This is a genomic window from Enterobacter sp. 5-4 (assembly GCF_000612205.1).
Taxonomy (GTDB): domain Bacteria; phylum Pseudomonadota; class Gammaproteobacteria; order Enterobacterales; family Enterobacteriaceae; genus Enterobacter; species Enterobacter roggenkampii.
In genome coordinates, this window is the sequence record NZ_JFHW01000015.1 from 25,201 (window position 1) to 51,088 (window position 25,888).

General features: G+C 50.8%; 18 protein-coding genes and 2 pseudogenes. 12 read left to right on the forward strand and 8 right to left on the reverse strand.

Annotated elements, in window-relative coordinates; all coding sequences use genetic code 11:
- Positions 1–20 precede the first annotated feature (20 nt).
- The 10 genes and pseudogenes from AA74_RS0109435 (at position 21) to mzaE (ending at position 16,741) form a co-directional block, all read left to right on the forward strand.
- Positions 21–3,305, forward strand: a complete 3,285-nt coding sequence (locus AA74_RS0109435; RefSeq protein WP_025912260.1) for a type I restriction endonuclease subunit R — start codon at positions 21–23, stop codon at positions 3,303–3,305.
- Positions 3,302–4,057, forward strand: a complete 756-nt coding sequence (locus AA74_RS0109440; protein ID WP_025912261.1) for a M48 family metallopeptidase — start codon at positions 3,302–3,304, stop codon at positions 4,055–4,057. Before AA74_RS0109435 ends, AA74_RS0109440 begins: the two co-directional genes overlap by 4 nt.
- 41 nt (positions 4,058–4,098) lie before the next feature.
- Positions 4,099–4,590 (forward strand): hypothetical protein, encoded by a 492-nt coding sequence (locus AA74_RS0109445; RefSeq protein WP_155267964.1) that lies wholly within the window; start codon positions 4,099–4,101, stop codon positions 4,588–4,590.
- 103 nt (positions 4,591–4,693) lie between these two features.
- Complete coding sequence (locus AA74_RS0109450) at positions 4,694–5,821, forward strand: PD-(D/E)XK nuclease family protein (protein ID WP_025912263.1); 1,128 nt, start codon at positions 4,694–4,696, stop codon at positions 5,819–5,821.
- 103 nt (positions 5,822–5,924) lie between these two features.
- Positions 5,925–7,106, forward strand: a pseudogene (locus AA74_RS01000000122125) (restriction endonuclease).
- A gap of 434 nt (positions 7,107–7,540) precedes the next feature.
- Positions 7,541–9,592 carry a sigma-70 family RNA polymerase sigma factor gene (locus AA74_RS0109460; RefSeq protein WP_025912264.1) on the forward strand — a complete coding sequence of 684 codons (2,052 nt, stop codon included), beginning with the start codon at positions 7,541–7,543 and terminating at the stop codon, positions 9,590–9,592.
- A complete protein-coding gene (gene mzaB, locus AA74_RS01000000122130) occupies positions 9,589–11,091 on the forward strand; it encodes an MZA anti-phage system associated ATPase MzaB (protein WP_032667403.1) in 1,503 nt (500 codons plus the stop codon). Before AA74_RS0109460 ends, mzaB begins: the two co-directional genes overlap by 4 nt.
- Positions 11,088–13,946 (forward strand): MZA anti-phage system associated Z1 domain-containing protein MzaC, encoded by a 2,859-nt coding sequence (gene mzaC / locus AA74_RS0109470; protein WP_025912266.1) that lies wholly within the window; start codon positions 11,088–11,090, stop codon positions 13,944–13,946. Before mzaB ends, mzaC begins: the two co-directional genes overlap by 4 nt.
- Complete coding sequence (mzaD, locus tag AA74_RS0109475) at positions 13,930–14,958, forward strand: MZA anti-phage system associated PD-(D/E)XK motif protein MzaD (RefSeq protein WP_025912267.1); 1,029 nt, start codon at positions 13,930–13,932, stop codon at positions 14,956–14,958. Before mzaC ends, mzaD begins: the two co-directional genes overlap by 17 nt.
- Complete coding sequence (mzaE, locus tag AA74_RS0109480; RefSeq protein WP_025912268.1) at positions 14,945–16,741, forward strand: MZA anti-phage system associated AIPR family protein MzaE; 1,797 nt, start codon at positions 14,945–14,947, stop codon at positions 16,739–16,741. The genes mzaD and mzaE overlap by 14 nt, the downstream gene beginning before the upstream one ends.
- A 296-nt stretch (positions 16,742–17,037) precedes the next feature.
- On the opposite strand, the pseudogene AA74_RS1000000123675 reads toward mzaE, so the two are convergent.
- A pseudogene (locus tag AA74_RS1000000123675) lies at positions 17,038–17,262 on the reverse strand (hypothetical protein); the annotation flags it as partial.
- A gap of 151 nt (positions 17,263–17,413) precedes the next feature.
- Between AA74_RS1000000123675 and AA74_RS0109485 the strand changes: the two are divergent.
- Entirely contained in the window at positions 17,414–18,091 is a 678-nt protein-coding gene (locus tag AA74_RS0109485; RefSeq protein WP_025912269.1) for a DUF2076 domain-containing protein, read from the forward strand.
- 119 nt (positions 18,092–18,210) lie between these two features.
- On the opposite strand, the gene AA74_RS1000000123400 is transcribed toward AA74_RS0109485, so the two are convergent.
- From AA74_RS1000000123400 to AA74_RS0109510, 6 genes are all read right to left on the reverse strand, one after another.
- Positions 18,211–18,369 carry a hypothetical protein gene (locus AA74_RS1000000123400; protein ID WP_155267965.1) on the reverse strand — a complete coding sequence of 53 codons (159 nt, stop codon included), beginning with the start codon at positions 18,367–18,369 and terminating at the stop codon, positions 18,211–18,213.
- A gap of 1 nt (position 18,370) precedes the next feature.
- Entirely contained in the window at positions 18,371–19,087 is a 717-nt protein-coding gene (locus AA74_RS0109490; protein WP_025912270.1) for an ABC transporter ATP-binding protein, read from the reverse strand.
- Positions 19,084–19,959 (reverse strand): ATP-binding cassette domain-containing protein, encoded by an 876-nt coding sequence (locus tag AA74_RS0109495; protein WP_025912271.1) that lies wholly within the window; start codon positions 19,957–19,959, stop codon positions 19,084–19,086. Before AA74_RS0109495 ends, AA74_RS0109490 begins: the two co-directional genes overlap by 4 nt.
- Entirely contained in the window at positions 19,956–21,230 is a 1,275-nt protein-coding gene (gene livM / locus AA74_RS0109500) for a high-affinity branched-chain amino acid ABC transporter permease LivM (protein WP_025912272.1), read from the reverse strand. Before livM ends, AA74_RS0109495 begins: the two co-directional genes overlap by 4 nt.
- Positions 21,231–21,241: 11 nt before the next feature.
- On the reverse strand, positions 21,242–22,156 hold the full coding sequence (locus tag AA74_RS0109505; protein WP_008500397.1) for a branched-chain amino acid ABC transporter permease: 915 nt from the start codon (positions 22,154–22,156) through the stop codon (positions 21,242–21,244).
- Between the two features lie 99 nt (positions 22,157–22,255).
- The gene (locus tag AA74_RS0109510) at positions 22,256–23,377 is read right to left on the reverse strand and encodes a branched-chain amino acid ABC transporter substrate-binding protein (protein WP_008500398.1); all 1,122 of its coding nucleotides are present in this window, start codon (positions 23,375–23,377) and stop codon (positions 22,256–22,258) included.
- Positions 23,378–23,801: 424 nt separating this feature from the next.
- Here AA74_RS0109510 and AA74_RS0109515 point away from each other — a divergent pair, with 424 nt between their 5' ends.
- Entirely contained in the window at positions 23,802–24,470 is a 669-nt protein-coding gene (locus AA74_RS0109515; RefSeq protein ID WP_023293977.1) for a YecA family protein, read from the forward strand.
- Positions 24,471–24,503: 33 nt separating this feature from the next.
- On the opposite strand, the gene tyrP is transcribed toward AA74_RS0109515, so the two are convergent.
- A complete protein-coding gene (gene tyrP, locus AA74_RS0109520) occupies positions 24,504–25,715 on the reverse strand; it encodes a tyrosine transporter TyrP (RefSeq protein ID WP_025912273.1) in 1,212 nt (403 codons plus the stop codon).
- Between the last annotated feature and the right edge of the window lie 173 nt (positions 25,716–25,888).

Sequence of the window (25,888 nt, forward strand, 5' to 3'; positions counted from 1 at the left end):
GCGAAGAACAAGGAAAGCTCATGAACCAGACGTACACGCCAAAGTTCCAGGAAGAATACAGCGCCAAAATTCCGGCGCTGACATTACTAACCAGCCTTGGCTGGACGTTTTTATCCCCGAAACAGATCATGGGTTATCGTGGTTATAAACAGGATGAGGTGGTGCTGCGTCCGGTTCTGCGTGAGGCGTTGTCGAAGCGTTCCTTTATGGCGAGCGGTAAAACTTGCCAGTTATCGGAAAAGGCACTGGATAACCTGATATCGCAGGTTTGTTCTCCGGCGTTGAACGAAGGGCTGCTGAAAGCCAATGAGCGGATGTATAACCATCTGCTCTACGGGATCGCCGTGACCGAGTTTGTCGATGGTAAGAAGGTCAACCCCACCATTGCGCTGATTGACTGGGAACATCCGGAAAATAACCAGTTCCACTTTACTGAAGAATTTACGGTATTGCGGTCAGGCGGTGTTGAAACCCGCAGACCGGATATTGTCTGTTTTGTTAATGGTATTCCGCTGGCTGTTATTGAAGCGAAAAGCCCGGCTGGTCACGGCAAGAAAGGGCCAACCATTGACGAGGGGATATCCCAGAGTATCCGAAATCAGCTCAATGATGAAATCCCGCAGCTGTTTGCCTACAGCCAGATATTACTGTCGATTAACGGGCATGACGGGCGCTACGGTACCTGTCATACACCAATGAAATTCTGGGCGGCATGGCGCGAAGAAGATATTACTGACGCGAAGATGTATGCGCTGCGCAACCATAAGTTATCGACTGAACAAATTCATGCGTTGTTTGATCATCGTCCTTCAGCCGATCTCGACTGGTACCAACAGTTAGTAGCCGCTGGTGAACTGGCTGTCAGTGGACAGGATAAGCTGCTTATCAGCCTGCTTTCGCCGGAACGTCTGCTGGAGATGACCCGCTTCTTCACCCTGTTTGATAAAAAGACCGGCAAGATTGTCGCCCGCTATCAGCAGGTGTTCGGGATTAAAAGACTGCTGGAACGCATCAGTATTCGCAGACCGGATGGGGGCAGGGAAGGTGGGGTGATCTGGCATACCACGGGGTCAGGTAAATCGTACACCATGGTTTTCCTCAGCAAGGCGCTGATCCTTCATGACAGCCTGAAGCAGTGTCGCATTGTGGTGGTGACGGACCGTGTCGATCTTGAAGGGCAGCTCAGCGGTACTTTCGCTTCTGGTGGAGAACTGGCCGGGAAGGATGATAAGGCCAAAGCGATGGCGACCTCAGGTCAGAAGCTGGCACTGCAAATTGGCTCTGGTAAAGAACGTATAATCTTTACCCTTATCCAGAAATTTAACTCAGCGACAAAATTGCCTGAATGCGTCAACACCAGCCCCGACATCATCGTTCTGATTGATGAAGGACACCGTAGCCAGGGGGGGGAGAACCATGTGCGAATGAAACTGGCACTGCCGAACGCCGCCTTTGTGGCATTTACTGGAACGCCATTACTAAAAGAAGATAAGACCACCAATAAATTCGGGCCGATTGTCCATGCTTATACCATGCAGCGGGCGGTAGAAGATCAGGCCGTGACGCCTCTGCTTTATGAGGAACGTATTCCTGATCTTGAGGTAAACGACCGGGCAATAGATGCGTGGTTTGACCGTATTACCGATGGGTTAAGTGAAGCGCAAAAAGACGACCTTAAGCGTAAATACGCCCGTAAAGGTGAGGTTTACAGTGCAGATGACCGCATCCGACTGATCGCGCTGGATATCGCCACTCACTTTTCGAAATACATTAATGACGGGCTGAAAGGGCAACTTGCCTGCGACAGCAAAATCTCCGCCATTAAGTATAAAAAGTATCTTGATGAAGCCGGGTTGTTTGAATCAGCAGTGGTGATCAGCCCGCCGGATACCAGGGAAGGGAACACCGAGGTAGATGAAAGCAAACTACCGGAAGTGACGAAATGGTGGAAGGATAACGTCGGCACCCAGGATGAGTCTGTGTATACCCGCAATATCATTAGCCGTTTCGATACCGATGATAAGCTCAAATTGCTGATCGTAGTTGATAAACTGCTCACCGGGTTTGATGAACCGAAGAATACCGTGCTGTATATCGACAAACCGCTTAAGTCCCACAACCTAATCCAGGCGATTGCCCGGGTGAACCGACTGCATCCACTGAAAAAGTTTGGCCTGCTGATTGATTATCGCGGCATTCTGGCTGAGCTGGACACCACTATCGGTAAATATCAGGATCTCGCCTCCCGAACCCAGGGAGGATACGACATCAAGGATATTGACGGGCTGTACAGCGCCATGAGCTCTGAATACAAGCGCCTGCCGCATCTGTATAACCAGCTGTGGGCCATATTTGCTGGTGTCAAAAACAAAAATGATACTGAGCAGTTACGTGCGGTACTGGTGCCTAAAATGGAAGAACGTGACGGAGAGATGGTCGATATCCATCAGAAAACCCGTGATGATTTCTTCGAGGTGTTAACGGCCTTTGCCGGATGCCTGAAAGTGGCACTGCAGTCCGCTACCTTCTTCACCGATAAGAGCTTTACGGAACAAGACCGAAATCTCTATAAAGAAACCGTAAAACAGATGTCCAGCCTGCGACAGTGGGCAATGCAGGTCAGCGGCGAGCAGGTCAATTATGACGACTACGCTGAGCAGGTGAAAAAACTGCTGGATAAGCATGTCACCGGCGTTGAGGTTCGTGAACCGGATGGCGTGTATGAAGTCGGTAAAATGGGCAAGAGTGAAAAGCCCGAAGAGTGGGACAACAATAAAACCCGCAATGAAACCGACATCATTAAAACCCGTGTGACAAAGATGATTGAGCAGGAGCTGCGTGATGACCCGTATGCTCAGGAGGCCTTTTCCAAACTCCTGCGCATGGCAATCGAAGAGGCTGAAAAACTGTTCGACCATCCACTGAAACAATACCTCCTATTCCGTGAGTTTGAAGAAAAAGTTGAAGCCCGTAAGCTCGGCGATATCCCGGATGCACTGGCGGTAAACAAGCATGCTCAGGCGTATTACGGTGTATTTAAAAAAGAGCTACCGGAGGTTTTTGCGATTAACGACATTCAGGTGCAGGAGAAGTGGACGAAGCTGGCTTTTGAAGTGGACTGCATTATCGTCAAAGCAGTGGCAGAAAACTCCCTGAACCCTCAGGATATCGAGAAAGCAGTCAAGACAAATCTCTTACCGCTGCTGTTTACGGCCTGCCGGGAAATAGGGGCCGGAATGAACCAGGTAAACCGTATTGTGGAAACTATCATCCAGATACTGCGCGTTGGTTTGATGAAATCATGAGTGAAAAAGAGTCGCCAGCAATGAAAGCTATACGCATTGTCTATGGTGATGAAGCCATTGCCATACAGTGTGTTCCGCGTCAGGTCGTTAAGGGCAGGGTGCTCATCAAGGTGCATCCGGACTGCCGGGTTGTGGCCTCTGTACCGCCAGAAACACCGGAGCACGAGGTGTTGTCTGCGCTGAAAAAAAGAAGTCGCTGGATATACCAGCAACTGCGTGATTTCAGGGAGCAACAGACGCACATTGTTCCGCGTCAGTATGTCAGCGGAGAAAGCCATTACTATCTTGGCAGGCAATATCAGTTGAAAGTGACAGAAGACGCTACGGTGCCGCAACGAGTGAAAATGTTGCGTGGGCGACTGGAAGTGTCGGTCAGGCACAAATCGGCAGAAAAAGTTAAAGCGTTGCTGGCCGAATGGTATCGGGAACGCGCCAGAGATGTCTTCCAACGCAGACTAGATTTATTGATACCGCAGACCCTTTGGGTTAGTGAGCGTCCCCCGATACGTTTGCGGGCGATGCAAACGCAATGGGGTAACTGTTCAGCAAAAGGCTGTCTGACCCTGAATCCATGGCTGGTTAAGGCATCCTCAGAATGTATCGACTATGTCTTGCTACATGAGTTATGCCATGTTGCTGAGCACAACCACAGCGAGGAGTTTTACCGTCTGATGGGGCAGGTTATGCCGGGCTGGGAAAAGGTTAAGAAACGGCTGGACGGGATGGCTGGGATGTTGTTGGCTGATATGTGATTTTGGGGCTTATTCTAATTTAGAAACTAATCGGGGAAGTTATGTATTCAGTATCAAAGTATATTTTTTATACCACTCTGATTCTTTATGTCCTGACATTACTAACTGTCAGCTATGTTGGTGTCTGTTTAACTTATGTGGCTATTCCGGTGATTGTTGTTTCTGGATTATTAATGAAACTTCTCGGTAAAAGAAAGAGTAAATCAGGAGAAGTATCAAATGTCGTAGCCAGGGTGCTAAATGATACAAATGCCGGGCTGGAACGTTTTAATGAAGGCATGCACTGGTTCAATGAGAAAAACAGAATCATAAATGAAAAAACAAAACCTCTTAACGAACAAATTCATGCAATAAGAATGAAAATGATTGAGTCGGAGGTAAAGTTAAAATATGAAAATGACCCTGAAAAAAGAAAAACACTTAATGTTTTAATTGAAAGTATGGAAAAAGATATCAGGATTATACAATCCCAGAAACATGAAATTAAAATGGCGATAGAGATAAATATTGTCCGCAAGAGGATTAATGAATAATGTTTGAGTTTTCTGCATAGATATTGATTAATGTTGACAGTTTTCAATAACTAAAATATCAAACAAATGGCATAGTAAACATGATTGTTAAAGGGAGGTTGAATTGCATTCTGAAGCGTTGGCTATCGAATTTATTGAACAACTCAAAGGCATCTCGGTTGAGGATGATGTTGAATTCAATTTTTTTGAATTGGGAGGTTCCGGATATCTCGAAAACCCAACAACGGATTTGATGGCTTTGTTTATGGGAGCCCAGAAAATGGTGCCGCCATGGTTGCTAAAAGCATTGTTATGTTGCCTGGATGATTCCCTCGATGTTGATGAAATTGATTTCACCTCTCTGGAATTAATGAGAGAGGCCAGAACAGAGGATGGGAAATATCTTGATATTCTTATCAGACATGATGAATTCATCATAGGTATTGAGCATAAAGTTTTGGCTGATACATATAATCCTTTTCCCAGCTATGTAAGTCTCATTGATAGCTACGGCGGCAACAATCAAAATCTTTTTCGTTGTATATTAAAGCCTGATGGTAACTGCGCTAAAGGCGTAGACGGTTGGCGACTGATCAATTATTCATTGCTGCTGGAAAGCGCCATCCGACGTCTGGGGTTAGAGATGATGAATCAAGATTTCAGCAAGTGGACAGTTTTTTATCAGGAGTTTTTAAGTCATCTTAAAAAATTGAGTGAGGCTGGTATGGATAATGTATCTGATAAAAATGTTGAGTTTGTTACTGAAAATTTCTCGGCTTTGATAAAGTCGGTTAAATTGCTGGAAATGTACCAAAATGCAATCACGGAGGAAGCGAAATCGGTTGTCTCAGAAGTACTGCCTGATATTCATATAGCAACAGGAATTAATAACTGGAAGGGTTACTATAAAGCAATTCATCTTATGCCAGGATGCTGGGGGCAAGGTAAAACAGGAGTTACACTAGTTTACCGCCCTAATGAAGATGGAAGAGGTGAAGCAGAATTCTACGTAAATGGTTGGATACATTCAGATGATTACTCTGAAGTTAATGCACTAAAAGAAGAAATACGAGTTGCTTTAAGTACTGGTAATTTTATTCCAACTGCCAGCCCTGAAGACTACGAGGTATTAATTACAGGGAAGGGACAAGTACTTGAGCTGAGCTTTTGGGGGAATACGAGAAGCAAAAAAGATGCACTGGTACTTCTTAAGGATATGACTAAGTGGATTGACTCAAAAATAAGAACATAAGTAACATCACTGAGTGAAAACGCTCTGCTTTAACTTGGGGATTATTAGGCTGGGAATTAAAGTATCGAATGAAAAGATATTGAAATAAAAGGAGAATATTCAAATGATTTATCAGTGTAATACGTGCAGTAGAACGACTTTTGAGGTTAATTGTCCCTGGTGTAGCGGAGTTTCACCTGTTAAAACAACTGCATGGGGTTCAGCATCATCGACCGCACAAGCAGTAGATATACAACGTATGACGCCATTGAATCCATCGTTTTATCCGGAGTTTCAGTATCGTTCAAAGGGTGTACTGAAAGATCTGTTTGGGAAGAAAAAAGAACAAACTCAGCTTAATCAATTGCTTGAAAATGTTCTCGAAAAATACTCCAGTTTAAAGGATCCATATTTTACTAACTTCATTTACACTTCCAGATTCTCACATAATAATAAATCGGAAGCAGATTTCTCAACAGATAATGGTACATACTCCGAATTACAACTTTTCCGTGAGGTGTTGGTCAGAAAAGGGTTCAATGAGCTTGAGGAATTACCTGAGCTATTAGATAAACTACTCCTTACCACGTAATTTAACGCTCTATATTATGGTTTCGCTAAGGAAGTTAAACGGCATATTAAATCTACAGTTACTGAATCCTTGAGGTCATGGATTGAGGAAGCGGGTACCACTTTTCGGGCAGATCTTTCATTATTTTTATTCTATATATGGCGCAATAAGATAGAGTTCTCATCAGTAGAATTCAATGAAAAAGCGGAGGCCACGCCTGGTGTCCCTTTGGTTTTATTTGATGAAGTAAAAAAATACTTAGCTGTGTGCGAACGTATTTATTTTGATATTCTGGTTGATAGATTAGCTATACGCCTTGAGCATTTTAACCCTAATAAATTCGTCACCATGTATTTAGTTGATGCAATGGACGGTTTCCAGTTCGAAGATTTCCTTGTGGAAATATTCCAGACTATGGGTTATGACGTCAAAGAAACTAAGAGAACGCAAGATCAGGGTGCAGATCTTTTCGTCACTCGATTTGGTAAGGGTATGGTTATTCAGGCGAAAAATTATTCTGGTTCTGTAGGTAACTCGGCGGTGCAGCAGGTGATCTCTGCAAAAACGTTCTATGGTTGTGATGAGGCGATGGTTGTGACTAATTCCTACTTCACACGCTCTGCTAAAGAGTTAGCTGAGTCAGCCTTGGTACGTCTGATCGACAGGGATGAACTGCAAAAGTATCTGGATGATTACAATCAGAAGATAATCGAAGATTTCCAGTCAAACTCGTAACTTTGCAGTCATATAGATATAGCAAAGCACAGGTAGGCCTCCTTGAGAGGGAGACTTACCTGTGTTGTTCTGAGGTGAGTAAAGCACTTCTGCTCAGGTGGCCAAATTCACTAAACCACTTCATTCCTATGAGACATAATGGCCTCGTCATCCAGCCAGAAAGCCATTGAGCCAAGGTTGAGCAGGGCTTTTTGTCGGTGTGACAATTGGTGGTTCTGAACCTCTGGTTTACTACATGACTGCATGTGTTGTCAGCAAATGCTTTAACAGTTCCTTCAGCTCAGCCAAAGCTCGATTTTTTCATCAAAGCCCAATTGGCGATGAAGATCACCAAAAATGATATGTTGCTTATATATACAGTACCAAATTCGATTTTCTCCATATAAGATAGATTGCATTTCCGCGGGTGTGGTTTACAAGGAAAGGCTGTCAGCATGCATCGCTCTGTTTCTGAGTTTTATCGCATCCCCCCTCTACTTATTCGTGCGCTAAAAAGCGGAGTCGCCTCCGTGGTGGAGTTTCATCTCAGCAGGGGATTGCCGAAAGATTCACGAGATTCTCTGGGAAATAGCCCATTGATGATTGCGGCCCAGAATGGGCATTTCGCTATTTGCGAAATGTTGTTGTGCGCGGGTGTCGATGTTGAGCATCAAAACAACCTCGGGTTTCGCGCCAGTGACCTCGCGCAGGAGCAAACGCTGCGTGATCTGTTAGCTCGTTATCGGAAATCTCCTCCGTCTGCCGGGCAGCAACTAGCAGGGGGGTTAGATGATGAGGCAAACATTGAGGTTGTAATTGAAGCCGATGTTGAAACAGAACTACCCGAAACCGAAGACGCAATGGATTTTATGCAGTGGGATGCTGAAATCGAATCGGAACCCGCCGATGATAATCTGACATTACGACACGCTTCCGCTGAGGCTCAGCGATTGTTATCCCACTATCGCCCTATAGATAACGCGGCTGAGTGGATCGATATCGAACTCTCGCTTCCAGACCCGCCGACGCCAGTTTCTCTCTCTCCGCAAAATTATCCCCATTTCTCAACGTTGCTCACTAGCGCACTGGATGCCGGTCGTGTCTCTGTTCGTGACATCAGGTCTGCCGGGGAAGATGATTTCGGCATGCCGTGGCCTGAATTCCAGGTCAGCGTAGAGGCATTGATCAAGGACTTACCTTTGATTGTGGATAGCGATGATGCTTTCCCGGAAAGTGATGCCTGTTGGGAATTAGCGGCGAGTGATGATCTCGAGCCATGGTTTGACGCTTTCGGTGCATTGCGGCAGTCCGGCATATTTGAACGCTATCTTTTGGACATTCGCCAATGGGATGTCGTCGATAAAACAAAGGAAGAGCGACTCGGGCAGCGCATGGATACGGCGCTTATCAACTTGATGACGATCCTGGTGAGATTACCTGAAGCAGAATATCTACAGTTGCTGCATCCGAATTGCCTTCCCTCGACATCGCCTGAGGTTACTGAAGAGGAAGACGACGCGGAAGAAGCGGATGAGGATATCTCTTCCGCAGCCGATGACGATGACGCCATCACCTTTAACGATCTGCTCATTCTGCTGAGAAGTGGGAAAGCTGAAGAATACCAGGAGACTCACATCCCTCGCCCGGAGTACCGTGACCTGCAGCAGATAGTCGAGCGCGCCCAAACGCTCATCCCTGATGAATGCCACAAAGTCAGTCTGTATGTCAGTAGTTACAGAGACGCATGGGAGGGGTTAATCCACGCCAATTTACGTCTTGTGGTCGCGATTGCGAAAAAACACTGCGGGCGAGGATTAGATATCGAGGACCTGATACAGGAAGGTAATCTGGGCTTGATCAAGGCCGTTGAAAAATTCGACTATAGGCGTGGATTCAAATTCTCCACCTATGCCTCTTGGTGGATCCGCCAGAAGATTACCCGTGCGATTGCCGATCAGGCTCGGCTCATTCGTTTACCCGTTCACTTCTATGAGCAATTCAGGCGCTGGCGGAGCAGTAGGGATCAGTTGCTGCATCTCCAGGGGATAACGCCAACCCTCAGACGGTTGCAGGAAATGACCGACCTGCCAGAGCGTCAACTTCTTCAGATGGCTAAATATGAAGAACAGACGGTGCTGATTGGTGATTTTCATGACGACGCTCAGGACCGCGAAGCAGCATTGTCGGGAGACGCGCTGCTGACCAGATGGGATTTCACCAGTGCTCCCGTTCAGTCTCTGGAGATAAGAGAACATATTTCATCTGTTCTGAATACGCTGTTGCCACGCGAAACACAGATCATAAAAATGCGTTTTGGCATCGGTATGACGCAAGATTTCACGCTGGAAGAGGTGGGTAAACAGTTTGATGTCACGCGAGAAAGGATACGTCAGATAGAAGCCAAAGCGCTCCGTAAGCTCCGCTATCACAGCCGGGCGTCGAAATTAGGCGGCTTCGTCGAACAGTGGGAAACCGCGTTGAGCGAGATGCAGGAAGAAGAAGAATGACGGCCATGCGCCATGCGCCACCGAATGCAGCCATTATGATCGAAGCGCTGCGAGGGCTCGGTTACAACACCGCCACCGCACTGGCTGACATCATCGACAACAGCATTAGTGCCGGTGCCCGTAAGGTCGATCTGACCTTTCACTGGCGTGAGTCGGATAGCTATATCGTGGTTCGGGATAATGGTTGCGGCATGTCGGCCGCTGAACTGGATGTTGCGATGCGGCTGGGGGTCAAAAACCCGCTGACAAAGCGTTCAGGACACGATCTGGGCCGCTTCGGTCTGGGACTCAAAACCGCCTCCTTTTCGCAATGTCGCCGTCTGACGGTCGCCTCCAAAAAAGAGGGGATAACGACCATCCTGCGGTGGGATCTGGACATTCTCGCCGCCAGTACGGACGACGGTTGGTATTTGCTTGAAGGCGCTGACCCAGGAAGTCAGGAGGCGTTAGCAAATGCGGAACCTGACTCCCACGGTACGGTGGTGCTGTGGGACGTTTTAGACCGAATTGTCACCCCCGGCTACGGTGAGAAAGATTTCCTCAATCTAATGGATGGCGTTGAACAACATCTGGCGATGGTATTTCACCGATTCCTTGAGGGGAACGCTCCCCGACTCACTCTAACCCTCAATGGTCGCAAAATTAAAGCCTGGGATCCCTTTCTCAGCGGGCATCCTTCCAAGCCCTGGCATTCGCCTTCGGCAATGGCGCCAGGCGCTCCTGCCGTGAAGGTGGAGTGTCATGTTCTGCCGCATCAGGATCACCTGACGACGCAGGAGTATCAACAGGCTCAAGGACCGGCAGGCTGGACGGCCCAGCAAGGATTTTATGTATACCGGAATGAGCGATTGCTGGTGGCGGGCAACTGGCTTGGACTCGGAAGTCCCCGGGCCTGGACGAAAGATGAAACCCACCGCCTTGCGCGAATCCGTCTGGATATCCCTAATGATGCCGACATAGACTGGAAGATTGATATTCGTAAGTCGATGGCCCGCCCACCGGTATCGCTGCGGCCTTGGTTAACCCAACTGGCGCAATCAACGCGTGACCGTGCGGTACGGACATTTGCAAAACGCGGGAAAATGAATAAGCGCAAGCCCGGCGAGGAACTTGTTCAGCTCTGGCAAGCGCAGAAGACGCCATCCGGTGTTCGTTATCAGATTTCGTTACAACATCCTGTTATCAGCAATGTCCTTTCGCAGGCCGGTGAGTTATCTCCACAAATTCAGGCCATGCTAAGACTGATTGAGGAAACCGTTCCAGTTCAGCAAATCTGGCTTGATACGGCTGAGACAAAAGAGACGCCGCGGACAGGTTTTGAAACTGCACCGCCCGCAGAGGTGTTGTCCGTATTGCAGGTCATGTACCAGACTATGGTTGGACAGCAGGCGATGTCACCGGCGCTGGCGAAACAGCACCTGCAAAATATGGAACCCTTCGATAATTATCCCGAATTAATTGCACAACTCCCCGACGATCAACATGAGAAATCGCTATGAGTCTTAATCCCTTGGATGACACGCAACTGAGTGTATTGCAGATTGTGCAAACGTTCCTGCAAAGTCAGGATAAAAGCACGATCACGCCCGGTATTTTGCGCCAACATATTGATATGGTTTGTCAGATGAAACCTGAGTGGAGCCGCCTTGATAGTCGGGAGATCCTGGTCGAAGAGTTGATCCGCCGTTACAGCATCTGGATGGGAGAAGATTCTTCTCTGAGTAATGACGAAGGGCATCAACCCTGGCTGACCGCTGATGCGAAACGCGAGTGGCGCTACTGGCATCGATATCGCCAGTGGCTTGGCAAAACGATGCCTTGGGGAGTCCTGGATACCCTTGACCGTTCAACGGATCGTGTTCTGGGATTACTTGAGCAACCGGGGCGGGAAGGGCGTTGGGACCGACGTGGGCTGGTGGTCGGCCATGTTCAGTCGGGGAAGACCAGCCACTATACCGGTCTAATCTGTAAAGCCGCGGATGCGGGATATAAGATAATCATTGTGCTCGCTGGTTTGCATAACAACCTCCGCTCTCAGACCCAAATGCGTCTTGATGAAGGATTTCTTGGTTACGAGACGAGCCCACTCAGAGAAAAAGTGACCATTATTGGGGTGGGCGATATTGATAGCGATCCTGTCATTCGTCCCAATTACGTCACTAACCGATCTGAAAAGGGCGACTTCAGCGCCGGAGTGGCTAAGAATCTGGGGATCAGCCCCGAGCAACGGCCCTGGCTGTTCGTAGTAAAGAAAAATAAGTCTATTTTGAAGCGCCTGCATACTTGGATTGAGAACCATGTTGCCACCAGCGTTGACCCAATCACCGGAAAGCGTTTTGTTTCGGAATTACCGCTGCTGATGATTGATGATGAAGCGGATAACGCCTCAGTTGATACGGGGGAAATTGTCTACGATGACGATGGAAAACCGGATGCTGAACATCAGCCAACGGCAATAAATAGTCTGATTCGTAAGCTGTTGATGCAGTTTAGCCGTAAGGCGTATGTCGGATATACCGCTACGCCCTTTGCCAATATTTTTATTCACGAGAGCAATGAAACACGTGACGAAGGTCCGGATTTGTTCCCTTCCGCCTTTATCATTAATCTCGGCGCACCCTCTAACTACATCGGCCCTGCAAGGGTATTTGGGCGGGCCACCGCGGAAGGCCGGACCGGAGAGTTGCCTTTGATTAGGCGAGTGAGTGATCACTGTAGCGATGACGGAAAAAGGGGGTGGATGCCGGTTTCTCATAAGAGTTCGCACTATCCCACACTGGATACGCTAACTCATTTCCCGGACTCGTTAAAACACGCCATCGACAGTTTTTTATTAGCATGCTGTGTCAGAGAATTACGTGGTCAGGGAGAAAAACACAGTTCGATGCTGGTCCATGTGACTCGCTTCAATAAGGTGCAATCGGTTGTTTATGAAAATATTGATGCCTACATTCAGGACGCGAGGCAGCGACTGACGCGAAGGATTGGACACGAACCTTTTTTATATCAGCTTGAGTCACTCTGGCAGGCCGATTTTTTGCCGACGAATCAGGCGATCCGCGACGTTATGCCGCAGCAGGTTCCGGACGACGCCTTCGAATGGCAGGAGATCGTCGACAAGCTGTACACCGTGATAGAAAACGTGTCGGTACGAATGATAAACGGAACGGCGAAGGATGCGCTTGATTATTCGGACAGTGCGACAGGCTTAAAAGTCATTGCGATTGGCGGAGACAAACTGGCTCGAGGGCTAACGCTTGAGGGATTATGCACTAGTTATTTTTTACGCGCCTCCCGCATGTATGACACGTTAATGCAGATGGGGCGTTGGTTTGGTTATCGCCAGGGATATCTGGATGTATGCCGGCTTTATACCACCGATGAGCTGATTGAATGGTTTGAGCACATTGCGGATGCGTCAGAAGAGCTGCGGGAAGAGTTTGACAATATGGTCGCCAGCGGCGGCACCCCACGCGATTTCGGGCTAAAAGTGAAATCACACCCTGTGTTAATGGTGACCTCGCCCTTAAAAATGCGTAGCGCGCGTTCACTATGGCTCTCTTTCAGCGGCACGGTGGTCGAAACGATTTCGTTGTTTAAAGAACAGGAGTATCACAAGCGTAACTACGTGGCTTTCCAGCGTCTGACCGGGCGCGTCGGTGCTGGCGCGCCGATACCTGAGAGACGACGCGGAGATAAGATTGAAAAATGGAATGGGGTCATTTGGCAAAATATCTCCCCTGAGCCGATCATCGATTTCTTAACGGAATATGAGACCCATGCTCAGGCCAGAAAAGCTAACAGCAAACTACTGGCGGATTTTGTTATGCGGATGAATCGTGTTGATGAACTCACCCAATGGACGGTGGCGGTGATAGGAGGTGGCATCGATCGTCATCACGATGTTTGCGGCTTTTCCGTACCGCTTATGATGCGTAAAGCGTCTGAAGGGATCACTGACCGTTATTCCATTGGCCGTTTACTTTCCCCACGCGATGAAGGGATTGACTGTGATGAATCAACTTGGCTTGCTGCGCTGGAAGAAACGCAGCGTATTTTTCATGCCGATCCCGGACGCAATGAAGGGCGAGAGGAGCCCGTCGTTCCAGGTGGCGTGGTACTGCGTCGGATTAAAGGATTTGGCATTAACGACATTCCAGCACAGCGTCAAAAAGGTTTATTGCTCATTTACTTACTGGACCCGCAGCAGGCATTGTCGGCAGCGGAATATCATGACGATGCCTTACCTGTGGTGGCTTTTGGCATCAGTTTTCCAGGAAGCCGCAGTGGAGTAACGGTGGAGTACAAAGTGAACAACGTACTATGGGAGCAAGAGTATGGTGCGGCTGAGTAAAGACGATCTGCTGGCGGCCTGGAAAGCCTTAGATCGATCTCAGATAGACGAACTGCCTGGCGCTCAGGGCTGGCGTGGGATTCGGCTTTTTACGCACCAGGGCTGTAGCTTTCATGCCGGGCGTCGTCAGCCTGATAATGAAGAAATGCTGATTGCCGTGTTTCCTCATCCTCTTTCGCCTGGGTCGGCGGCGCTGCCATCTTGTAAAGGATTCCGCGTTGAGATGGCCGGAACAGAGGAGGGGTGGCAGAACGGTTTGATGCTCCGTCGCCAGCAAACAGGGAATGTGGATGTCTTTACGACGATGATTCTGGATATTCTCCATTCGCTCCTGAACGTTTCGAGACCGCGCCTGTTTGAAACTCTGCTTCGTCGGATTCGTTTATGGCAGGCGTTTATGGAGCGCGATACCCGTCCACTTAGTCAAGAAGAAGAAGTTGGGTTAATCGGGGAATTGACGTGTCTGGAGCGGTTGATCGAGAGCGGTCTTGCTTCGTCAACGGCAGTCGAAGCATGGATAGGACCGCAGCATGGGCTACAGGATTTTGCACTTGATGAACGCGCCATTGAGATAAAAAGCACCACTGCAGCGCAGGGCTTTTGCGTAACTATCCACTCTCTTGAACAACTAGACTGGCTGCGGGCAGGATCGCTTGTATTGTGTGGTTTGCGCTTCAGCGAGCATCCCACCGGTGCAACCCTGAATGACATCATTAGCCGTCTTCGTCAACGGCTTGAGGGGAACGCTACGGCGGCTTGTCTTTTTGAGGGATCGCTTTGTCACGTCGGATATTTCACTGAACATGCTGAATTCTATACACGTCATTTCTTGCTGACAGAGGCGTTCGCACTCCCCATTGAAGCGGATTTCCCCTCTTTGACGCATGCAAATGTCCCGTTGCCGGTGGTGAGTGCGTGCTATCAACTCGAACTCCAGACACTTATTCCTCAGGCCCAAGATTTTAACCATTGCTTGTCACACTTTGCAGGATTACCGCATGGAACTTATTGATTTTTTACGTCAAACCCAGAATGAGATTCGCAAGGAATATCAGGACCAAATGGCTCAGCCAGGGGTTGAGTCGCCTTTTCCGGAGCTGATTTTTACCGATATTGTTATGCGTCATATGGCCGATATCGGTATGACATTCGATGATGCCGAGACGTGTCACTTTATGGCGAAAGTCAGTGGACACAATGTGCGTCTCAGCGGTTATGCCTTCTCAGAAGATGGTGATCAACTTGACCTTTTTGTCAGCATTTATCACGGTAGCGACGAGCTTTGCCACGTCCCGGATGCAGAGACAAAAGCGATTGCCGGTCACTGCATTCAATTTTTGCAGAAGTGCGTTGACGGTAAATTATCATCCACGCTCGATCAGTCCAATGATGCCTGGCAACTGGTGACGACCATCGAACAGTCCTATACGGAACTGGAGCAAATCAGAATTTATGTTCTGACCGATGGTCAGGTGAAAACCCGCTGGTATCAGTCCCGTGACGTTGCCGGTAAAACCATTAAATTAGAGGTTATGGACATTGTCCGCCTGTTTAACCACTGGCAGGAAGGTAAGCCACGCGACGAACTGCAGATTAATTTTGATGAGGTGGCGGGGGGCGCACTTCCCTGTGTCTGGATCCCGGATGAAATGGGTGAATATGATTATGCGCTGACGGTGGTTCCGGGCGAGACGCTGCGATTTATCTATGAAAAATATGGCAACCGGATTCTGGAAGCGAACGTTCGCTCATTTCTGAGCCAGACGGGGAAAGTCAACAAAGGGATTCGTGACACTTTACGTGAGCAGCCTGAGCGTTTTATGGCTTATAACAACGGCATTGTTATTGTTGCCGATCAGGTCAGGCTTGGTGAAGCACCGGGAGGTGGCCCTGGTATTGCGTGGATGCAGGGGATGCAGATCGTCAACGGTGGGCAGACGACGGCTTCCATGTTTTTCACCAAAAAGAAATTCCCGGCAACCAATCTGCGTAACGTGCGTGTACCCGCAAAAGTCATTGTGCTGAAACAGACGAATAATGCACAAGAAGAGATGTTAATTGCGGATATTTCGCGCTTCTCGAATAGCCAGAATAAAGTCAATATTTCCGATCTGTCAGCCAATCGACCGGTACATGTACAGCTGGAAAAAATGGCAAACACGGTGTATTGCCCGGACGGATACAGTCGTTGGTTTTACGAGCGAGCAAACGGCAGTTATAAGGTTATGCTGGAACGAGAAGGTAAAACACCAGCGGGAATTAAACGGTTAAAAGACGCCATTCCTCCATCTCGTCGGATAACGAAAACGGATTTCGCAAAATATCACTGTGCCTGGCTCCAGCGTCCGGATTTAGTCAGCCTCGGCGGACAGAAAAACTTTGCCGCATTAATGACGATGATTGACAAGGATACTGAGCGTTATGGGGATGAACTGAATATTGAAACTTTTAAAAATTATATCGCTCAGGCCATTATTTATAAGAAAGCCTATAAGTTGATTAATTCACTTTTCCCCGCATTTAAGGCGAATATCGCCGCCTATACTGTTGCCGCCTATTCATATCTTTATGGTAACGAAACGGACCTGGCAGAGATTTGGAATCAACAGGGCATTGAGGAAACGATGGGCAACCGGCTTGTCAGCTTAGCACATCGGGTGAATAGTCTTCTGATTGAATCCGCGAATGGAAGGATGATATCGGAGTGGGCGAAGAAGCCTGAATGCTGGGAGTATGTGCGCAGTAAAATCTATTTCTCCGCACATGGAAAAATGGAAGATCATATGAGTAGTTAAATTGTCCACTGAGTTCATGATCGAAGCCCCGCGTATGTGTTATGGATTGCTCGCAGCGGGGCTTTGTTGAATAAACCGAACTTTTTCTTAGTGGAAGACTTAGATTACACATCACCTTGCAACGCTGGTAGCCCCATGGCGCTTCACATCATCATTCTTTAAAAGATTCTCAGGCAGGAAACTGTTCTCCTGTGCTTTTTCTGTGCTCAACGTTATCCAAGTCTATCTATTTACTGCCAATTACAAAAAATAAATAAACAATTGCAGCAAAGTTTCGCAATGCATCGCTATATAACTCATTGATTATAAATAGAATTTAAAATCCCTCGGCGTTCGCGCTGTGTGGGTTCAAGTCCCACTCCGGCTACCATGGGAAACAAAGAATAATCAAAGCAATAAGCAGTGTCATGAAACCACCGAAAGGTGGTTTTTTTGTGCCTCCAGTTTAGCGCGAAGTGAGCGTATCTCATCGTCATCACGATTGTGCTGTGCCCGGATATTTGCTGCCATACCAGAACGTTAAGCCTAACTCTCTAATATCAAGCCCGGAAAGCAGGGCGATTGTCAGCTAACCTGCAACCAATCTTAAACAAACATTTCACTCGCCAGACACAGGTTGCCGCCGCTGATAAACTGGTTGGTATCCACCCTGGAGAGCGGAAGGTTATTGTCATGCAATATGAAGAACAGCAGCTTATCAACGGACTTTTCGAGCGTCTTAAACAGGCCGGACAACAAAACAGCCAACGGGATGCAGATGCAGAGCGTCAGATCGCTGAATTTGTCAGACAGCAGCCTGCGGCCCCCTACTATATGGCGCAGTCGATTTTGATTCAGGAAGCGGCGCTGAAACGCCTGCAGGCCCGGGTTCAGGAGCTTGAAAGCGAATTAGCCGCGCAAAAAAGCAAACCCTCGACGGGCGGCAGTTTCCTCGGCGGCCTGTTTGGTGGCGGGAAAAGTAACCCGCAGCCTGACAACAGCTGGAATGCCCAGCCGCAACAGCCACCGGCGCAGGATTACTCTCGGGCGCCAGCGCCAGCTACTCGCGGCGGCGGTTTTATGGCTGGCGCGCTCCAGACAGCCGCTGGCGTGGCCGGTGGCATCGCGCTTGCCGAGATGCTTACCAGCATGTTCCATCAGTCGCGGCCGGAAGAGATCGTGAACATCATCGAAGAACCGACAATGCCCGTCGGTGGTGGACCGTTTGTCGGTAATCAATACGGCGACGTTAATAACGTCTCTGACACCCGTTTCCTCAACCAGAACGATCCGTTCGGCAGTAATAACGACATCTGGCAGAACGACGATGTAGATGACGACTACAGCAATGACGACGACAGTTTTATTTAACGACGTTATCGTGAAACTACCGAAATGAAGTGAACCCCGAAAGTTGGGTATCCAACGATTAGGGGTTTTGCGTTTCTGAATCAAAAAAACCTTTGAGGCTAAGCCTGAAGGCTCATAAATCACATTCTTTTTACTATTTTTCTTACTAACAAACCTGTAAGAATTGCCGGAAGCAATCCAAATAATAAGGCGATATCGACTAACGTATCCTCCAGTTCATCTATCCCGTATGTGCCGAAATGATCCATCACGGCATAAGCCCATTCGGCAGGTGTCACATCACACCCCGCCCAAATACGCCTTTCTCACTTCCTGATTCCCCATCAATTCCTCACCGCTGCCGCTCAGCCGGATCTGTCCGTTCACCATCACATACCCGCGGTCAGAGAGCTTCAACGCATGGTGCGCATTCTGCTCCACCAGAAAAATGGTCATACCGCTGCGGGCCAGCTCGCGCAGCGTCTGGAAGATCTGCTTCACCACAATCGGGGCTAAGCCCAGGCTGGGCTCATCCAGCAGCAGCAGCTTCGGACGGCTCATCAGCGCCCTGGCGATCGCCAGCATCTGCTGTTCTCCGCCGGACATGGTCATCGCGCGCTGTTTACGTCGCTCCTTAAGGCGAGGGAAAAGGTCGAACATGGTTTGCATATCTTCAGCCGCAAACTGATTGCCGATGGGAATGGTGCCCATCAGCAGGTTCTCTTCCACGGTCATATCGGGGAAGATACGTCTGCCTTCCGGTGCCTGCGCAATGCCGCCGGACGCAACATAGTGGGTGGATTGATGGCTGATATCTTCACCACAGAACAGGATCTGCCCGCTGCGGATACGGGGCTGGCCGAAGATGGACATCAGCAATGTCGATTTACCCGCACCGTTTGCGCCAATCAGCGCCACGGTTTCCCCCTTATTCACCTCAAGAGAGACCTGCTTCAGCGCCTGAATGACGCCGTAAAATACATCCACCTCGCGAAAAGCCAGCAGCGGTTCGCTCATAGGGAGACCTCGCTTTCATCCGTGCCCAGGTAGGCTGCAATGACCTTTTCATCATGCTGGATCTGCTCGGGTTTCCCCCTGGCAATCACATCGCCGTGGTCGAGCACGATAATGTCGTCCGAAATGTCCATCACCATCCCCATATCATGCTCAATCAGCAATACCGTGATGTCGTGATGATCCCGCAGAAAGCGAATAATGCCGCTCAGCTTGTGCGTTTCAACCGGATTAAGCCCGGCGGCGGGTTCATCCAGACAGATCATTTCCGGCCCGGTACACATTGCCCGCGCGATTTCCAGTCGCCGCTGCTGGCCGTATGACATCTCTCCCGCCAGGCGATTGGCGCACTCCACCAGATCCACCACTTCCAGCCAGTAGAAGGCTCTGTCCAGGGCGTCGCTTTCCGCCCGCCGGTATGCCGGCGTATTTAAGATCCCGGCGAGCAGATTACGGTTAACGCGCATATGCTGCGCGACCAGCAGGTTTTCCACGACCGACATCTCGCGAAAAAGACGGATATTTTGAAACGTGCGCGCCAGCCCGGCACGGTTGACCAGGTGGGTTCCGCCGAACATTTTGTAGAAAAGACGCTGTCCGAGCTGCGCGGGGTTAATCCAGTCGCCCGGCTGGAATTTTTGCCCGAGGACCTGAATCACGTTGGTCGTTTTATGGCGGGTGTTAAACAAAATGTTGCCGCCGGAGGCTCTGTAGAAGCCCGTCAGGCAGTTAAACACGGTTGTTTTTCCCGCCCCGTTGGGGCCAATCAGGGCGGTAATGGAGCCGCGCTGCACGTCCAGGTTGACGTCGTTTAGCGCCTTAATCCCGCCAAAATGCATCATCAGATGCTCAACGCGTAATATCGTTTCGTTCATGGTGCGACGCCCTTACGCACGGCAAACCCGCTGCGGTTTATGCGGATCAAACCGCGTGGACGCCAGATCATCATCACCACCATCAGCATGCCAAACAGCAGGACGCGGTACTCGGCAAAGCTGCGCAGCAGTTCCGGCGTTACCGTGAGCACAAAGGCGGCCAGCACCACGCCCAGCGTCGAGCCCATCCCGCCCAGCACCACAATGGCGAGGATCAATGCCGATTCAAAGAAGGTAAAGGAGGTCGGATTCACGAACCCCTGATAGGTGGCGAAGAACACCCCGGCAATGCCTGCGGTGGACGCGCCCAGCGTAAAGGCGGAAAGCTTAACCAGAACATGATTTAACCCCATTGAGCGGCAGGCAATTTCGTCTTCGCGAAGGGCTTCCCACGCCCGACCAATCGGCATGCGCGTCAGGCGGTGCTTGATGTAAAGCACCAACATCACCACCAGAAACAGCACCGCGTAGATAAAGATAAACTTCATGTTCGGGTTGTAGGTCAGGTGGAAAAACTCGTGGAAGGGCACGCCGCCTTCTTTTGCGCGTCGCCCAAACTCAAGACCGAAAAAGGTGGGGGGAGGGGCCGACACGCCGTTGGGGCCGCCGGTGAAGGTCAGCCAGTTGTTCAGTATCAGGCGAATAATCTCCCCGAAGCCGAGGGTGACGATGGCCAGATAGTCACCGTGCATGCGCAGTACCGGGAAGCCGAGCAGGGCACCTGCGGCAGCGGCCATGATTGCCGCGAGCGGCAGCATGCTCCAGAAGCCCAGGCCGAGATACTGGTATCCCAGCGCCAGGCCGTACGCACCAATCGCATAGAACGCGACATACCCCAGATCCAGCAGACCGGCCAGGCCCACGACGATGTTCAGCCCCAGACCGAGAAGCACGTAGATCAGCCCGAGGATGGCGACGGTCAGAACATACTTGGTGGCGACAAACGGAAAGCAAATCGCAAGGGTAATCACCAGGGGAATAATCCAGCGCATGCGGCTTTTATATTCCGGGGGGCGGACATATACGCCCGCGCTATCGGCCTCGAAGCGCGCCTGGAAACGAGCACCGGCAGCGGTACCTAAAAAAGCGCTCAGCAGAAAACGCCCCGCCATGACGATACCGACCATCCAGGCCAGGCGCTGCCCGGCGAAGGTAAAGCTATACCCGTCCAGCACCACACCTGCAATGGGGCCGAAGATAATCAGCGCAATCAGCCCGGAGAAAATCGCGTCCAGAATGCAGCGTTTAAGTGAAAAACCGTGTGACGTCATCATTGTCTCCCTCACACTTTGGCCACAATCGGGCGCCCGAGCAGCCCCTGAGGGCGGAAAATCAGGATCATCACCAGCAGGCCAAACGAGAAGACGTCTTTATAGTCCGAGTTCACCATGCCCGAGAACTGCGCTTCCGCCACGCCCAGGATAAGGCCGCCGAGCATGGCGCCGGGGAGGGAACCTATGCCGCCCAGTACCGCCGCCGTGAAAGCTTTAATGCCGATCACGAACCCGACGTAGAAATCAAAGGTGCCGTAATTCATGGTGATCAGCACCCCCGCCAGGCCCGCCATCGCCGCGCCGATGACGAAGACCAGCGAAATAATCCGGTCGGTGTTAATCCCCAGAATGGAGGCCATTTTGCGATCCTGCTGCACCGCACGGCACATCCGCCCCAGCCGGGTACGGTTGATTATCCAGGTGAGCACCAGCATGCCGGCAAACGAGGCCACCAGAATAAACACTTTGGTGTAGGTTATCTGCACGAACCCTTCGCCCAGATGCAGGCGAATCACGCCGTCCAGCATGGTCGGTACCCCCTGCTGGCGCGGGCCCTGGCTCAGCTGCGCGTAGTTTTGCAGGATAAGCGATATCCCGATGGCGGAGATCAGCGGTGCCAGGCGCGTGGAGTTGCGCAGCGGCTTATAGGCGATACGCTCGATGGTCCAGCCGTACACCCCGGTGACCACAATGGTGAACACCAGCGTGCCGAGGATCAGCAGCGGGAAGGACTGCAGGCCGAAGAATGAGAGCAGCGCCAGGCCAATGGCGCAGAGATAGGCGGAAATCATATACACTTCGCCGTGGGCGAAATTAATCATGCCGATAATGCCGTACACCATGGTGTAGCCGATGGCGATCAGGCCGTAGACGGAACCCAGCGTTAAGCCATTGATTAACTGTTGCAGGAAGAATGTACTCATCTTAGCGCGCTCGTTTTATAGGCTGCGCGAGCCGCGCAGCCTGATGTTTATTACGCGCCGACGGGCGAGCCCATCGACGTTGAGCGTGACTCCGTCCCGTTACTCCACTTCCTTATATTTTCCTTTGTCGTCCCACTGGTAAACCACGTAGTCAGAGACTTTCAGATCGCCTTTGCTGTCCCAGGCTTTTTTGCCCATCACCGTGTCGACGGAATTGGCCTTCAGCCACTCGCTGGCTTTGGCAGAGTCCTTGCCGCCGGTGGCCTTGAAGGCCGCTGCAATCGCCTGTACCGAGGCGTAGGAGTAGAGGGTGTAACCTTCCGGCTCGAATTTACCGGCGCGGAATTTCTCGATTACCGCTTTGCCGTCCGGGATCAGGCGCGGATCTTTACCGAAGGTCATGTAAATGCCATTGGTATATTGCGGGCCGCCCGCCGCGGTCACCATCTCTTCGTTGACGATACAGTCCCCGGAGAAGAATTTCGCCTGCACGCCCTGCTCACGCATCTGGCGAACCAGCGGGCCGGCTTCCGGATGACAGCCACCGAAGAACACGACGTCTGGTTTTTGCGCGCCGATCTTAGTGACCAGCGCGTTAAAGTCTTTTTCACCGCGGGATAACCCCTCGTACATCACATCCTGAACCCCGCGTTTCGCCAGCGCCGCTTTGGTGGCGTCAGCCAGGCCCTGACCATAGGTGTCTTTATCGTGAATAATCACCACCCGTTTGGCTTTCAGCTTGTCGATGATGAAGTCGCTGGCCACCTGGCCCTGCTGGTCATCGCGGCCGCACATGCGGAACATGTCGCTCATGCCGCGTTCGGTAATCAGGGGGTTGGTTGAACCGGGGGTAATAGCGATGATCCCCGCATCGCTGTAAACCTCGGAGGCGGGCATGGTGGAAGAGGAGCAGAAATGACCGACCACGGCGTTGACTTTATCCTGGTCGACTAAGCGGTTGGCCACCGCCACCGCCTGCTTAGGCTCGCAGGCGTCATCCCCCTGAACCAGTTTGATCTTCTCGCCGTTAATGCCGCCGGCGGCGTTAATGTCTTCAGCGGCCTGCGTTGCGCCGTGCCAGTACTGATCGCCATAGGTGGCATTAGGACCCGTGAACGGCCCGGCCACGCCAATCACGATATCTGCCCTGGCGGAAAACGCCGTCACCAGGCAACCGGCCAACACGAGAGAAAGCGGAGTTCTGATAAATTTCAGCGACATTATTATGTTCCTTAGCAAAGAGGTTTTTGCACCACGGCGTAAACCCGAACGCCCGACGGCGCAGCCAATCCGAAACACGAGCAAGAACAAAATGCACTAAACGAACAAGATACAGACGGCATCCTGCATATACGGCGAGGTTTCCCTGCGCAGCGTCGCGCGAAGAAGATTAAGCAAAAACGTTGCCAGAATGGTTAACCCATTGACGAGACTGTGACATGTTTGAGTATAGAGCGCCGCGTTATGCCGCCTTGCGGGAGGAGAAGAAATTACAGCGGAGATCACATATCGTTAACAATAAAGCCCATAAGTTGTGCAAAGGTCACGATTTGCACGTTTTTGCAGCAATAAAGACCTAAACTTCAGCCCGGAGAGGCGTGAGATATGTGTTAGGATCGTTTCCTTTTTATCAGGAGTGTCAGCGATGACTGAAGGCCCATTAAATGAAAGCGAAATGGCGTGGCTTGAAGAGACGTTAATGTCTTACGGTCATGACGATGCGTCAGTGCTTGACGTGTCTGAACTGGACGGCATGTTTACCGCAGTGCTTTCCGGTCCTGTTGTCGTTGAGCCAGATACCTGGCTGGTGGCGGTGTGGGGTGGCGAGAAATACATTCCGCGCTGGAAAAACGATCGCGAGATGAACCGTTTTATCGATCTTTGCTTTAAGCATATGAACGATATTGCCGAGCGCCTGAGCGAATATCCGGACCAGTTTGAACCGATGTTTGGCTATAACGACATTGATGGTGAGAGCTATACCGTGGTGGAAGAGTGGTGCTACGGCTACATGCGCGGCGTGGCGCTGACGGACTGGTCAGCCTTGCCGGACGAGCTGAAGGCCGATCTGGATGTGATTGCGCTGCACGGTAGCGAAGAGATCGGCGACCAGCTGGATGAATTGACCGAAGAAGAATATACCGCCAGCATTGAACGTATTCAGCCTGCGGCGCTGCGCTTGTATAACTACTGGGTGAACAATCCGCAGCAGCCGGAGGTGAAGAAGCCGATGGTGAACGGCACGAAGGTTGGGCGTAACGATCCGTGTCCTTGCGGCAGCGGGAAGAAGTTCAAGAGCTGCTGTTTGCACTGATAAAAAAGGGGCTGATGACAGCCCCTTTTTTCATTAACCCACTTCCGGCAGCATTCCCGCCGCAATCAGTACCTGCACCAGAATAATCACCACCCCACAGCCAAACACAATGCACAGCAGCGGTTTTCCGCCCGCCACGCGGTAACCCTGCTGCGGATGCTGCTGGCGGCTCTTCCACGCCAGCAGGGAAGGGAGGAGCAGGGCAAGGACCGAGAGCGCCACCCCCGCATACCCCAGCGCCATTACAAACCCGCGCGGATAAAACAGCGCGAACGCCAGCGGCGGCAGGAAGGTGATGGCCCCGGTCTGTAATCGTCCTGCGGCGGTATTGCGGCGCTGGAACAGGTCGGCCAGATAGTCAAACAGGCCAAGCGCCACGCCCAGAAACGAGGTTGCCAGCGCCAGGTCGGCAAAGAGGTGTACCGCCAGCTCCACGTGCGGGGAGGTGACGACCTCGCGCAGCGCCAGCAGAAAACCGTTCAGGCCTGCGTGCTGTGCCATCAGGCCAATAAAGGTTGAAGAGTCGATGCTGCCCAGGGTCACCAGCTGCCAGAAAATGTAGGCAATCAGCGGGATCGCGCTGCCGATAACAAAGACGCGGCGCAGCTTGCGAATATCGCCGTTCATATAGCTGACGATGCTCGGCACGCTGCCGTGGAAGCCAAACGAGGTGAAAATGACCGGGATGGCGGAAAGCGCCAGCCCTTTTTCCAGCGGCAGCGTCAGCAGATTGACCTGATGAACATGCGGTGCCAGCAGGACCAGCATGACAATCAGGAACAGAATTTTGGCGCTGAACAGGAAACGGTTAAACAGATCGACCAGCGATGTTCCCACACAGACCACGCCGCCGCCGATGAGCGCAAAGAAGATGGCGCCCGTCGCCGGGGTAATGTCAGAGCCAAACCAGTCGTTAACGCTTGAGGCGATCAGCTCCCCGGCCCCGCTGATGTAGGCGGCGGTCAGGGCGTACATCAGGAACATCATGCTGAAGCCGGTTATCCACTGGCCGTAGCGTCCCAGGTAGCGCGCCGCGAGGGAACCCAGACCGGTATCGGCGGGCACATGCTGGTAAACCTCAAGCAACAGCAGGGCGGTGTAGCACATCAGCGCCCAGAGCGTCCCCAGCAGCAGCAGGGTCATGCCAAATCCCACGCCCGCGGCTGCCAGAGGCATTGCCAGCATTCCTGCGCCAATCGTCGTTCCGGCGACGATAAAAATACTTCCCAGAGTTCTGTTTTTCACGCTTTCCTCTACAACGCTTCTTAACCGCGACAAAATCTGCGGCGCAGAGTAAGGGAAAAGCCGTAACTCGTCAAATCACCGTTACAAGTGGTGTAATGAATGTTTTACACATTAATGTTCCTCTGACCCTTTATAGGCTTCCGCCTACTACAAGAGGGCAATGTTGCTGAGCA